The following is a 13,066-nucleotide window of genomic DNA, read 5'->3' as shown; positions in this document are numbered from 1 at the left end:
TGCCCTTCTGACGGTGACTCCAGCGGTCAATCATCAGGAGAAAGTGCATGTCAACGTTTCAAGGTATCTGGGTTCCCGTGGTCACGCCGTTCCACCACGGCGCTATCGACTTTAACGGCCTGCACCGGCTGGTCAGTCACCTGCTGGAAAAGCACGTGTCCGGGATCATGGTGTGCACCACCACCGGGGAAGCGGCGTCGCTGAGCCGTCAGGAGCAACTGGCCGTGCTGGATGCGGTGTTGCAGTGGGTGCCCGCGCACCGTGTGGTGATGGGCCTGGCAGGCAATAACCAGGTCGAGTTGCTGCAGTTCCAACGTGAAGTGCTGCAACGCCCGGTGGCCGGGTTACTGGTGCCGGCGCCGAGTTACATCCGCCCATCCCAGGCGGGCCTGGAAGCGTTCTTCCGTACCGTGGCCGATGCGTCCAGCGTGCCGATCATTCTCTACGACATTCCCTACCGTACCGGCGTGACCTTCGACCAGGCGACCCTGCTCAACATCGTTGCCCATGAGCGCATCGTGGCGATCAAGGATTGCGGTGGCAACCTGGGCAATACCCTCGCGCTGCTGGCCAGCGGTGAGGTGGACGTGCTGTGCGGCGAAGACGTACAGATGTTCAATGCGTTGTGCCTCGGCGCGACCGGAGCCATTGCGGCCTCGGCACATATTCAGACGCAAGCGTTTGTGGCGCTGTGCCAGCAGGTACGCGACAACCAGTTGGCCGAAGCGCGAGCGACATTCTTTCAGTTGCTGCCGCTGATCAACACACTGTTCATGGAGCCCAACCCGGCGCCGGTCAAGGCCGCGCTGGCCCTGCAAGGCTTGATCGGCGGCGAACTGCGCGCGCCGATGCAGGCCGCCACTACCGCCGTTGTCACGCGCTTACAGCAGGTGCTGAACCCGCCCGGCTAATGCGCCAAAAACAGTCAGCCAACGGACCGTCCGGTTGCGACCGGACCGATCCCGGCCTATCGTCGAACCCACGCTTTGCGCTTTTGCTGTCCATCCCATCCGTATTCAGGTGACGACATGCCCAGCCCTTCCCGCCCCGCCGTACTCGAACTGATCGGCAACACACCACTGGTGCGCGTCAGCCGTTTCGACACCGGTCTGTGCACGCTGTTTCTCAAACTGGAATCCCAAAACCCCGGCGGCTCCATCAAGGACCGCATCGGCCTGGCCATGATCGACGCTGCCGAGCGCGACGGCCGCCTGCGCCCCGGCGGCACCATCATCGAAGCCACCGCCGGCAACACCGGCCTGGGCCTGGCACTGGTCGGCCGGGCCAAAGGCTACCGGGTGGTGCTGGTGGTGCCCGACAAGATGTCCACGGAAAAAGTGTTGCACCTCAAGGCCATGGGCGCCGAGGTGCACATCACCCGCTCCGATGTGGGCAAAGGCCACCCCGAGTATTACCAGGACGTGGCCGCACGCCTGGCCAAGGACATCCCGGAGTCCTTCTTCGCCGACCAGTTCAACAACCCGGCCAACCCCCTGGCCCACGAGACCAGCACCGCGCCGGAGATCTGGGCACAAACCCAACATGATCTGGACGCGATCGTGGTGGGCGTCGGCTCGGCCGGCACACTCACCGGCCTGACGCGGTTCTTCAAGCGTGTGCAACCCGAACTGGCCATGGTGCTTGCCGATCCCGTGGGTTCGGTGATGGCCGAGTACAGCCGCAGCGGCCAGTTGGAGACGCCAGGCTCGTGGGCGGTGGAAGGCATTGGCGAGGACTTCATCCCCTCGATTGCCGACCTGTCCAGCGTGCGCCACGCCTATTCCATCAGCGATGAAGAAAGCTTCGATCACGCCCGCCAGTTACTCAAGGCCGAGGGTATTCTCGGCGGGTCGTCCACCGGCACCCTGCTCGCCGCCGCGCTGCGTTACTGCCGCGAACAGACCACGCCCAAGCGCGTGGTCACGTTTGTGTGCGACACGGGTACACGCTACCTGTCGAAGGTCTACAACGACCAATGGATGAACGACGCAGGCCTGCTGCACTACAAGCACTACGGCGACCTGCGCGACCTGATCGCGCGGCGCTTCGAAGACGGCCGAGTCATCAGCGTGAGCCCTGACGACAGCCTGCTCACCGCATTCCAGCGCATGCGCCTGGCGGATGTCTCGCAACTGCCGGTGTTGGTGGACGGCCGTGAGTTGGTGGGGGTGATCGATGAATCCGACATCCTGCTGGGCCTGCACCAGGACGCCGCGCATTTCAACATGAGGGTCGCCAGCGCCATGACCAATACCCTGCAAACCCTCGCCCCCAACGCCAGCCTGGCGGAGCTTCAGGCAGAGCTGGATCGCGGCCTGGTCGCCATTATTGCCGATGCTTCGGGCTTTCACGGCCTGATCACCCGCGTCGACCTGCTCAACCACCTACGGAGATCCCTTGCATGAGTCAGTCCGATAAAAGCGCGTTTGCCACCCGCGTGATCCACGCCGGGCAATTTCCCGACCCGACCACTGGCGCGCTGATGCCACCGATCTACGCGAACTCGACCTACCTGCAAGACAGCCCCGGTGTGCACAAGGGCTTCGATTACGGCCGTTCCCACAACCCCACGCGGTTTGCCCTGGAGCGCTGCGTGGCCGACCTCGAAGGCGGCAGCCAGGCGTTTGCTTTCGCATCCGGGCTGGCGGCGATCTCGACGGTGCTGGAGCTGTTGGATGCCGGCGCCCACATCGTCTCCGGCAATGACCTGTACGGCGGCACCTTCCGCCTGTTCGACAAGGTGCGCCAACGCAGCGCCGGGCACCGCTTCAGCTTTGTCGACCTGAGTGATGTGTCGGCATTTGAAGCGAGCTTGCAGGACGACACCCGCATGGTCTGGGTCGAGACCCCCAGTAACCCGCTGCTGAGTCTCACCGACCTCAGCGCCATTGCCCGCATCTGCCGCGATCGAGGCATCATCTGCGTGGCCGACAACACATTCGCCAGCCCGTGGATCCAGCGCCCGCTGGAGCTGGGTTTTGACGTGGTGGTGCACTCTACGACCAAGTACCTCAACGGCCACTCCGATGTGATCGGCGGTATTGCCATTGTCGGCGATAACCCCGAACTGGCCGAACGTCTGGGTTTCCTGCAGAACTCGGTCGGCGCCATCGCCGGCCCCTTCGATGCCTTCCTCACCCTGCGCGGCGTGAAAACCCTGGCGCTGCGCATGGAGCGCCATTGCAGCAACGCCCTCGACCTGGCCACCTGGCTGGAGCAGCAACCGCAAGTGGCGCGGGTTTACTACCCCGGCCTCACGTCCCACCCGCAGCATGCACTGGCGCGCCAACAGATGCGCGGCTTTGGCGGGATGATCTCGATTGACCTGAACAGCGACCTGGCCGGCGCCACGCGCTTCCTGGAAAACGTCAAGATCTTCGCCCTGGCCGAAAGCCTCGGCGGCGTGGAAAGCCTGATCGAGCACCCAGCGATCATGACCCATGCAAGCATCCCGGCGGCCACGCGGGCGCAGTTGGGGATTGGCGATGGGTTGGTGCGGTTGTCGGTGGGGGTTGAGGATGTGGAAGACCTGCGCGCCGACCTGGCGCAGGCGTTGGCACGCATCTAGGCAGGTTGGATTGGTTTGTGTGGTGAGCCCGCTCTTGTAGTGAGCGGGCTTGCCCCGCGCTGGCCTGCGAAGCAGGCCCAAACCAGCCCGAACACAAAAAATCTGATACTCCCCATGGGGCTGCTACGCAGCCCAGCGCGGGGCAAGCCCGCTCACCACAAGAGCCCGATCACCACAACAATCACGCTCACCACAACAAGCCAGCTCCTGCAGGGCCAAGTATCAGCCGGTGGTGATGGTGGCACGTGCCGCATGCAGCTTCTTGTAGCTCTCGATCAAACGTTGATGCCGGTCCAACCCCTCCAGCTTCATGCTGGTCGGCGTCAGGCCATGGAAGCGCACATCGCCGTTCACCGAACCAATCACTGCATCCATCCGCTCATCGCCGAACATGCGGCGGAAGTTGGCCTCGTAATCCGCCAGGTCCAGGTCGTCGTCCAGTTCCATCTCCAGCACCGCATTCATCGCCTGGTAAAACAGGCCACGCTCGGCGGTGTTGTCGTTGTACTGCAGGAACATCTCCACACACTCCTTGGCCTCTTCATATTGCTGCAAGGCCAGGAAAATCAGCAGCTTCAATTCCAGGATGGTCAGTTGGCCCCAGGCGGTGTTGTCGTCGAACTCGATGCCGATCAGGGTGGTGATATCGGTGTAGTCGTCCAGCTCGCTCTCTATCAGGCGCTCGACCAACGCCTGCAACGCTTCCTCGTTGAGGCTGTGCAGGTTGAGGATGTCCTCGCGGAAGAACAGCGCCTTGTTGGTGTTGTCCCAGATCAGGTCATCCACCGGGTAGATTTCCGAGTAGTCCGGCACCAGGATGCGGCACGCGGTAGCGCCGAGGTGTTCGTACACCGCCATGTAGGATTCTTTATCCATGCCTTCAAGAATACCGAACAGGGTCGCGGCCTCCTGGGCATTCGAGTCTTCGCCTGCGCCCGTGAAGTCCCACTCGACGAATTCGTAGTCCGACTGGGCGCTGAAGAAGCGCCACGACACCACGCCGCTGGAGTCGATGAAGTGCTCGACGAAGTTGTTCGGTTCGGTCAACGCCTGGCCTTCGAAGGTCGGCTGCGGCAAGTCGTTCAGGCCTTCGAAACTGCGGCCTTGCAGCAGTTCGGTGAGGCTGCGTTCCAGCGCCACTTCCAGGCTTGGGTGCGCGCCGAAGGAGGCGAATACGCCGCCGGTACGCGGGTTCATCAGGGTCACGCACATCACCGGGAATTCACCGCCCAGGGACGCGTCTTTCACCAAGACAGGGAAACCCTGGGCTTCCAGGCCCTGGATACCGGCGAGGATGCCTGGGTACTTGGCCAGCACCTCGGCCGGTACGTCCGGCAAGGCGAATTCGCCTTCGATGATTTCACGCTTCACGGCGCGCTCGAAGATCTCCGACAGGCACTGCACCTGGGCTTCGGCCAGGGTGTTTCCCGCGCTCATGCCGTTGCTGAGGTAGAGGTTTTCGATCAGGTTGGACGGGAAGTACACCACCTCACCGTCCGACTGGCGCACGAACGGCAGCGAAACGATGCCGCGTTCCTCATTGCCGGAATTGGTGTCGAACAGGTGCGAACCGCGCAGCTCGCCTTCGCGGTTGTAGACCTTCAGGCAGTAGGCGTCGAGGATTTCATTCGGCAGTTCGTCGTTGGGGCCTGGCTGGAACCAGCGCTCATCCGGGTAATGCACGAACGGCGCATTCGCCAGCTCTTCGCCCCAGAACTGGTCGTTGTAGAAGAAGTTGCAGTTAAGCCGCTCGATGAACTCGCCCAGTGCCGACGCCAAGGCGCCCTCTTTGGTCGCGCCCTTGCCGTTGGTGAAGCACATCGGCGAGTGCGCATCTCGGATATGCAGCGACCACACGTTAGGCACGATATTGCGCCACGAAGCGATCTCGATCTTCATGCCCAGTCCGGCCAGAATGCCGGACATGTTGGCGATGGTCTGCTCCAGTGGCAGGTCTTTGCCGGCGATGTAGGTGCCGCCGTCGGAGGTCGAACCGGGCATCAACAAGGCCTGGGCATCGGCGTCCAGGTTCTCGACTTCCTCGATGACGAACTCCGGTCCGGCCTGCACCACTTTTTTGACCGTGCAACGGTCGATGGAACGCAGGATGCCCTGGCGGTCCTTGTCGGAGATGTCCGCCGGCAACTCGACCTGAATCTTGAAGATCTGGTTATAGCGGTTTTCCGGGTCGACGATGTTGTTCTGCGACAGGCGAATATTGTCGGTGGGAATATTGCGCGTCTGGCAATACAACTTCACGAAGTACGCCGCGCACAAGGCCGACGACGCCAGGAAGTAATCGAACGGCCCCGGTGCCGAGCCATCGCCTTTATAGCGAATCGGCTGGTCGGCAATCACCGTGAAGTCATCGAACTTGGCTTCAAGTCGGAGGTTGTCGAGAAAGTTGACCTTGATTTCCATGGGGGCACACCAGAATAACGGACTAAACAAAAATGGCCGCCATTATGAGGTTTTTCATCGGGAAGTTTCAGGCTTTTGACCAGTGGCGGGCCAATTGACCCATGTGGATTAACTTTTTTGCAGTTGGCGCCGATGAACTGAGGGCAATCAGGGAGTAGTCGGAATGCGCAATAACCAGCCCGTAACACAGCGTGAGATTTCCCTCGCGCCTTCGCAAAAACTCATCTCCGCCACAGATGTCCGAGGTGTCATCACTTACTGCAACGACGCCTTTGTCGAGATCAGTGGCTTTGAACGCGCCGACCTGATCGGCGCCCCGCAGAATATCGTACGTCACCCGGATGTGCCGCCCGCGGTGTTTGCGCACATGTGGGGTGCGCTCAAACAAGGCCTGCCCTGGATGGGCATCGTCAAGAACCGCTCGAAAAATGGCGACCACTATTGGGTCAACGCCTATGTCACGCCGATCTTCGAGGGCAGCAAGGTGGTGGGTTACGAGTCGGTGCGGGTCACGCCCACTGCCGATGAAATCCGCCGTGCCCAGGCCCTGTACCAACGCATCAGCCAAGGCAAGCCGGGCGTACCGCGCCTGGATGCCTGGCTGCCGGCCGCGATCAGTTGCGTGCCGTACGTGGCGACCGGATTGGCCGGCAGCCTCGCGGGGTTATTCCTCAGTGCACCCATCGCCATCGCGGTGGCTGTTGCGGTCGCAGTGCCGGTGGGTGTGCTCTGCTCGCGCTGGCGCCAAGGCAGCACGTTGCGCCTGTTGCAAGGTGTGGAGCCTTCGACGTCGGATGCCTTGATCGCGCAGATGTACAGCGATGCACGCGGCCCACAGGCCCGTCTGGAAACCGCGTTCCTCAGCCAGGACGCGCGCCTGAAAACCTGCCTCACCCGCCTGCAGGACAGTGCCGAACAGTTGAGCGCCTTGGCCGGGCAATCCGATCAGCTGGCCACCGCCAGCTCCAAGGGCCTGGACCGCCAGCGCGTCGAAACCGAACAGGTCTCGGCCGCCGTCAACCAGATGGCCGCTACCACCCAGGAAGTCGCCAGCCACGTTCAACGTACCGCCGACGCCACTCAGCAAGCCAACGTACTGACTGGGCGCGGCCGTGAAGTGGCGCGTGATACCCGCGAAGCCATTGAACGCCTGTCCGCAGTGGTCGGTGAAACCGGAGCCACCGTGGCGCGATTGGCCAAGGACAGTGACGAAATCGGCAGCGTAGTGGATGTGATCAAGGGCATTGCCGACCAGACCAACTTGCTGGCCCTGAACGCCGCCATCGAAGCCGCACGGGCCGGCGAGCAAGGACGTGGTTTTGCCGTGGTCGCCGACGAAGTGCGTCAACTGGCACAGCGTACGTCCCAGTCCACCACCCAGATCCACGCGCTGATTACCCAGCTGCAGGCGTCTTCAAACAACGCGGTGCAAAGCATGGAGCACGGCCAACGCCAAGCCCAGGAAGGCGTGGCCTGGGTGCTGGAGGCCGACCAGGCGCTGGTAGGCATCAGCGAGGCCGTGTCCCATATCACCGAAATGACCACCCAGATCGCCGCCGCCACCGAAGAGCAAAGCGCGGTCGCCGAGGAGATCAGCCGCAATATCACCACCATCGCCGAACTGGCCGACCAGACCTCGATGCAAGCCCATCAATCCACGGACTTGAGCAAGGAGCTGACGAATACCGCGGCCACCCAATATGCATTGGTCGAGCGGTTCAATCGCTGACGGTGAGCACCGTTGAGAAGCGACGCTCGACGGTGCAACGCTTTACGCCAAAGGAGACGCCCATCAGCCGGTTTCAAGTCATGGCTGCTTACGGTACTTCCCCGTCAAGTAATCCAGGCTGTCGGGCGCCGAGTTGTGTTCAATGACCGCGAAGTTCTTTACCAGTTGGATGTGGTACGGGCCTGCCCGTTTGGACGCCAGGGGGTCACGCACGATAATCAGGTTTTCGGTTTCCATCGGCACGGTGTGATGCGCGGTCACGATGGCTTTGGAGGTGCCGGTGGCTTTGAGTGTGAGGGTGAATTGCGCGAGTTCCCGGCCCTCGGCATCGCGTTCGGGCAAGATAGTCAGGTCCAGGTCGCCATCGCGGTCGAGGAAGTCATCACGCATCTGGTAATGGCCACTGCGTTGGTCGCGCGCGACTTCGCTGAGTTTGTCGTACTCCGGTTCGCGGTCCTCACGCTGCAATTGGATCTCCAGTTCAGGCGTGTTGCCCTTGCCGGCAGCGACCCAGCTACCGCTGTAGCGATAAGGCTCGACGGTTTCCTGGGTTATGCGCCAGATCCCGGTCTGGTGGCCGTCATCGGTGTATTCGAAGAGGTAGTCGAACGCCTTGCCGTCATACTCGCCCTGCTCGCCCACCAGCTTGATCGGCTTGCCACTGCCACTTTTGGTGTAACGCACCTCACCGATCAGCACCGCACCTTGCTGTTGGTACCAGAGTTGCACCGGGATCTTGCCGTTGAGGGTGCCGACCAGGTACTGAGGGTCTTCATTGACGGGGCCTTCGAGGCGCGGTGTCTCCTGCCATTTACCGTCTTTCCACTCGCCAGTGGTGCGCAGCATGTAGCCGCGGGGCATGCTCGAGTTTTCTCCATCCTCGGTAGGCGGGACTTCTTGTTGGGTGTAGGAATCCAGCCGCTCCAACTCACCGTCGCGCATGTGCAAACGGCTGGAACGTGTCCAGCAGCAGCCACGGTTGGTTTGCGAATGGATGATGCCGTCCTTCGCGACTGAAAACATCCCGCCGAAGGTTTCGTTCGCAAGGTCGGTCAATGGACGGTTCAGTACCCATTGGGTTTTAACCGGGTCTTGAAGATACACATCGTAGTGGTACTGCAAGCTCTCATTGGCGTCTTCACCATTACGAATCGCCAGGTCCTGGCGCCCATCCCCGTTGATATCGGCGAAGTACAACAAGCCGTACTCGCCCACCAGATGGTCAGCGCGTGTCGCGCCATTGCGATCCTGCGGCACGTTACCGGCCGGGGTCTGCAACTGTTGCAGGGTTTCGAGGGTGGTTCTGTCACGCACGGTGATCAGGGCGCGAGCCAGTTGCTGCACGTCTTGCGGCACGTCCGGGAACACTGCTTCGACCAGGAATTTGCCACTGGGATCGTTGACCGAGAACGAGCGCGGCTCGGCCATGGCCGGTGCGGCAAAGGTTATCGAAAGGAACACACCGCGCACTAACGAACGCATTCAGAGCATCCTTGCTGAAATTCGGGGCGACAGTGTAATGGCAAACGGCGGCTGCTTCGCATAAATCCCTGTTTGGGTCTACGCATGGGCTGATATGTTTCGCGTCACGCCAGCAAAAGGATGTGCAAACATGCCCTTCACACCCCCTCAAACGGCTTCAGTCGTTTTGGTCCAGGCTCAACAAAGCGATGTGGACGACCTTGTAACCATTCGAATCGAGGCTATGCGCGAAAGCCTGGAGCGTGTTGGGCGCTTTGATCCAGTGCGCGCGAGGGAGCGGTTTCTGAATGGGTTTGAAGCCCACAACACACGCTACATCGAGGTTTCTGGAGAGCGGGTAGGTTTCGTAGTCGTCAAGCAGTACCACAATGAACTGTTACTCGATCATTTGTACGTTAGACCGAGCATGCAAGGATCAGGCATCGGCGCTGCTGTTCTCACGCAGATCTTCAACGAAGCCGATGCAGCTGAGCGCCCTATTAAAGTGGGGGCACTCAAAGACAGTGCCTCGAATCGCTTCTATACCCGCCATGGTTTCAAGTTCGTCGAAAGCAGTGAGTTCGACAATTATTATGTTCGTCAGAGCGTTTCGCCGGCTCAATAAAGCAGTCACCGGGACGGAACAGTTTCCCAAAAAGTCCGTGCGTTCTTAACGTTCAGAAATTGGCGCAAGGTGTAGACGGCATACACATTGCGCCCATGAGTAGGGTTATCGGGCAAGACCCGCACGAGCTTGCCTGACCGCAAGTCATCAATGGCCGAGCACCCAGCCAACAGGCCGATACCGGCGCCATCGCACAGGGCAAACGCCATGACCGCCCTATCATTGACGCTGAAGTTTGGCCCCAGCGAATACGTCGAACAAATCGCTGTCTGGCCCTCACGTTGGCAGATATGTTTCCAGCCACACCCACAAAGGAAAGTGCCATGCCGCCGATAGCCACCCACGCCGCACTGCTGATCATCGACATGCAGCAAGGCATGACCCAGCCAACGCTGGGACGGCGTAACAACCCAGGCGCCGAAGTGCAGATACAGCGCCTGTTGGATGCGTGGCGGCAATCCGGCCGCCCGGTCGTACACATCCGGCACATTTCCCGCTCGCCCGGCTCGGTGTTCTGGCCGGGCCAACCGGGTTGCGAGTTCCAGCCGGCGCTGGAACCGCTTGCGCATGAGCATGTGGTGGAAAAGAACGTGCCGGATGCCTTCGCCGCCACGGGGTTGGAGCGCTGGCTGCAGGTGCGTTCGATCCGGCAACTGGTGATCGTCGGCGTGATCACTAACAACTCGGTCGAGTCCACAGCGCGCTCAGGCGGCAACCTGGGTTTTGAGGTGACGGTGGTTTCCGACGCCTGCTACACCTTCGATCAAACGGATTTGTCCGGGCGCCTGTGGCCGGCCGAGGATGTGCATGCGTTGTCATTGAGTAACCTGGCAATGGATTATGCCGAGGTTGTCACGGCCGACGAGATCCTGGCTCATGATTGAGCGCACCTGTCACCGGTAGGGTGCGGCTGACGCGTGCGCTTGCAGATACGCCGTCAACAACAACGTGGTCTGTTGCTCCAGCGCAGCTTCAAAAGCCGGCGACGCATTACCTTCCAGCACGGTGCGTACCAGGCCGACGCCCACTTGCACGAAAACCTTGCCGTGGATGAACTGACATTGACGGACGAAGTGTTTGCCGAACTGAACGCAGTCGCCAGCTGAAAGCGTCAAACGTTCAATAGGTGTGCAATGGCCTTGCGCAGCGCTCCATGTAGGTCTTCCGCGTAAGGCAGCGCGTTTTTCCAATCATAAAACCAGACGGGCATCCTGCGTTTGTCGTCCGGTTCCGAGGCGTAGCGCGGGAAAAGATGGCAGTGCAACTCCGGCTCTGAATTGCCCAGGATCTCGTAGTTCATGCGCACTGCGCCGGTGGCCTGCAACACAGCATCGCCGAGGCGCGCCATGTCGAGCAGGTAGGCGGTCCGGGCCTCGGTGTCGAGGTCGTTGAGGCTGGCAACCACCGGGTCGGGCAGCAACAGGCAGTAGCCGGGCAGGAATTGCACATCGCCCATCACCGCCCAGCCTGAGGGCATGCGACAGATGACCTTATCGTTGCCGCCGTTGCGGGCCAGTGCTACGCGTTCCGTGATAAGCGCCATGCCGTGTCCTTGATGAGGATGAAATTCAGGCGAGATATTAACCGTGAAACGCGCCAGCATGACCAGCACGGGGTTTAGCCAGTGCATGCCATTTTCAGAACGGCACAAACCCAATGTGGGAGCGGAAAGAAATCCATGCAAATGGCCCGCCTTTTCCAACCTAGCGAGGCTGCGCCACCATCGCTCGCCACGCCTGGACGCTGGCGCGCTCATTCACCTTGGCTTGCCACGCATGCAGTGCCTCACATTCCTGCGGTATCGGCAGTTCCACCAGTGCGGCGAAGATCAGGCCGCCCAGTACGGCAATGTCCGCCATGGAAAACGCATCGCCCGCTACGTACGCCCGTGTTTTGAGGAGGCCATCGAAGTAGCGCATGCCCCTCACCGCCTTGTCGCGCATACGCATGCCCCATTCGGCGTTCTGGTAAAGCTCGACCTCTGGTCCAAGCCCAGGCGTGGCGTGATGGAAATACACGCTGACCGCGTCCATCAGCTCAATTTCCGCACGTTTGGTCAGCATATGGATCAGGCCTTGCTCAACGGGAGTTTTACCGGTGAGGGTCGGGGTTCCTTCAAGGACGTCCAGGTACTGAGTGATCGCCGTGCATTCAGCGATCAACGTGCCATCGGCAAGCTCCAGCACCGGCAGGGTGCCGGAGTAATTCAAGGCGACAAATGCAGGCTGTTTGTGCTCGCCTTTCCAGAGGTTGACCGAGACGAACTCGATGCTCGGCAGCAGGCCTTTCTCGGCCAAGGCGATCCGCACGCGTGCCGGATACGGGCCGCTGTACCAGTCATAGATCTTCATCAGCGGGTGGGAGGATGCGTCGGAGAGTGTCGGTTGGAACGTCATGATGGGGTCGCCTACCTGTCAAGTGGTAGGTAAACATTGAGCGCTTGTTTTTCAGCTGTCAAGCATTACCTACCAGTTGGCAGGTAAAACCTTATGGGCGTAGAATCCGCCCATCCCACCCCACGACCGAGGAATCCCTACGTGAGTGAAAACGCGCGTGAAGCCATCCTGGAAGCCGCCAAAGCCGCGGCTCAGCATTACGGCTACAGCGGCATCAACTTTCGCAGCATCGGCGAAACGGTAGGGATCAAGAACGCCAGTATCTATTACCACTTCCCGAGCAAAGCCGAGCTCGGCGCGGCCGTCGCCAAGCGGTATTGGGAAAACACCGCCAGTGCCCTCGAGGCCATACGCCTGGAAAACCCGGATCCGTTGGAGTGCATGCAAATCTACCCCAGCATCTTTCGCCAATCCCTCGAGGACGGTAATCGGCTATGCCTGTCCAGCTTTATGGCGGCCGAATACCAGGACCTGCCCGAGGCCGTCAAGAAAGAGATCCTGGCGTTTGCCGATATCAACGTGGCTTGGCTGGCGGCCCTGCTCACTGAGATCCAACCCGGCGATGCCGAAAGCTGCGAGCGCCGCGCCCGCGCCATCTACACCGCCATTGCCGGTGCACAGTTGATTGCCCGCACGCGCGCCGATCTGCGTTTGTACGACGAACTGGTGCAGAGCTATCGGGACGCGGGGCTCATTCCGACGTGACGGGCGGGAGCCCGCCACCGAAGACATCCACTGACACCGCTGTTGGCGCAACAACAGTGCTTGGACAGCTTGTGCGGAATCAACACAACCAAACTCTTCACGAAACACTCGTATCCCATTGAAATAAAAGCATTTAACGCTATGGCATGACGCGTGCAAAA

At 60.8% G+C, this 13,066-nt stretch carries 12 protein-coding genes; 8 read left to right on the top strand and 4 right to left on the bottom strand.

What is annotated here, in order from left to right:
* Positions 1 to 47 precede the first annotated feature (47 nt).
* From dapA to QCBJ_RS19330, 3 genes are all read left to right on the top strand, one after another.
* Positions 48 to 911 carry a 4-hydroxy-tetrahydrodipicolinate synthase gene (gene dapA, locus QCBJ_RS19340; RefSeq protein ID WP_046036174.1) on the top strand — a complete coding sequence of 288 codons (864 nt, stop codon included), beginning with the start codon at positions 48 to 50 and terminating at the stop codon, positions 909 to 911.
* A gap of 117 nt (positions 912 to 1,028) precedes the next feature.
* Entirely contained in the window at positions 1,029 to 2,405 is a 1,377-nt protein-coding gene (locus QCBJ_RS19335; RefSeq protein ID WP_046036175.1) for a cystathionine beta-synthase, read from the top strand.
* Entirely contained in the window at positions 2,402 to 3,568 is a 1,167-nt protein-coding gene (locus QCBJ_RS19330) for a cystathionine gamma-synthase (RefSeq protein ID WP_012724563.1), read from the top strand. Before QCBJ_RS19335 ends, QCBJ_RS19330 begins: the two co-directional genes overlap by 4 nt.
* A gap of 222 nt (positions 3,569 to 3,790) precedes the next feature.
* On the opposite strand, the gene QCBJ_RS19325 is transcribed toward QCBJ_RS19330, so the two are convergent.
* A complete protein-coding gene (locus QCBJ_RS19325; RefSeq protein ID WP_102061360.1) occupies positions 3,791 to 5,989 on the bottom strand; it encodes an OsmC domain/YcaO domain-containing protein in 2,199 nt (732 codons plus the stop codon).
* A 223-nt stretch (positions 5,990 to 6,212) separates the two neighbouring features.
* Between QCBJ_RS19325 and QCBJ_RS19320 the strand changes: the two genes are divergently transcribed.
* Positions 6,213 to 7,718 carry a methyl-accepting chemotaxis protein gene (locus tag QCBJ_RS19320; protein WP_371916680.1) on the top strand — a complete coding sequence of 502 codons (1,506 nt, stop codon included), beginning with the start codon at positions 6,213 to 6,215 and terminating at the stop codon, positions 7,716 to 7,718.
* Positions 7,719 to 7,796: 78 nt separating this feature from the next.
* Here QCBJ_RS19320 and QCBJ_RS19315 read toward each other — a convergent pair whose 3' ends face one another.
* Positions 7,797 to 9,200 carry a hypothetical protein gene (locus tag QCBJ_RS19315; protein ID WP_102061358.1) on the bottom strand — a complete coding sequence of 468 codons (1,404 nt, stop codon included), beginning with the start codon at positions 9,198 to 9,200 and terminating at the stop codon, positions 7,797 to 7,799.
* Between the two features lie 130 nt (positions 9,201 to 9,330).
* Between QCBJ_RS19315 and QCBJ_RS19310 the strand changes: the two genes are divergently transcribed.
* The 3 genes from QCBJ_RS19310 (at position 9,331) to QCBJ_RS19295 (ending at position 10,910) form a co-directional block, all read left to right on the top strand.
* Positions 9,331 to 9,804, top strand: coding sequence for a GNAT family N-acetyltransferase (locus tag QCBJ_RS19310; protein ID WP_046036178.1), 474 nt, complete (start codon positions 9,331 to 9,333; stop codon positions 9,802 to 9,804).
* Between the two features lie 323 nt (positions 9,805 to 10,127).
* A complete protein-coding gene (locus QCBJ_RS19300) occupies positions 10,128 to 10,688 on the top strand; it encodes a cysteine hydrolase family protein (RefSeq protein ID WP_102061357.1) in 561 nt (186 codons plus the stop codon).
* 33 nt (positions 10,689 to 10,721) lie between these two features.
* Positions 10,722 to 10,910 carry a hypothetical protein gene (locus tag QCBJ_RS19295; protein ID WP_102061356.1) on the top strand — a complete coding sequence of 63 codons (189 nt, stop codon included), beginning with the start codon at positions 10,722 to 10,724 and terminating at the stop codon, positions 10,908 to 10,910.
* Between the two features lie 5 nt (positions 10,911 to 10,915).
* On the opposite strand, the gene QCBJ_RS19290 is transcribed toward QCBJ_RS19295, so the two are convergent.
* Both QCBJ_RS19290 and QCBJ_RS19285 read right to left on the bottom strand, forming a co-directional pair.
* Positions 10,916 to 11,347 carry an HIT family protein gene (locus QCBJ_RS19290; protein WP_102061355.1) on the bottom strand — a complete coding sequence of 144 codons (432 nt, stop codon included), beginning with the start codon at positions 11,345 to 11,347 and terminating at the stop codon, positions 10,916 to 10,918.
* Between the two features lie 160 nt (positions 11,348 to 11,507).
* Entirely contained in the window at positions 11,508 to 12,200 is a 693-nt protein-coding gene (locus QCBJ_RS19285) for a glutathione S-transferase (RefSeq protein WP_102061354.1), read from the bottom strand.
* Positions 12,201 to 12,341: 141 nt separating this feature from the next.
* Here QCBJ_RS19285 and QCBJ_RS19280 point away from each other — a divergent pair, with 141 nt between their 5' ends.
* Positions 12,342 to 12,905: a TetR/AcrR family transcriptional regulator gene (locus QCBJ_RS19280; protein ID WP_012724574.1), complete on the top strand. Its 564-nt coding sequence runs from the start codon at positions 12,342 to 12,344 to the stop codon at positions 12,903 to 12,905.
* Positions 12,906 to 13,066 lie beyond the last annotated feature (161 nt).

The organism is Pseudomonas sp. QC2, from assembly GCF_002859085.1.
In the GTDB taxonomy this organism is placed as follows: Bacteria; Pseudomonadota; Gammaproteobacteria; order Pseudomonadales; family Pseudomonadaceae; genus Aquipseudomonas; species Aquipseudomonas petroselini.
The sequence above is the reverse complement of the archived record's forward strand: the minus strand, read 5'-3'. Positions and strand labels throughout refer to the sequence as shown.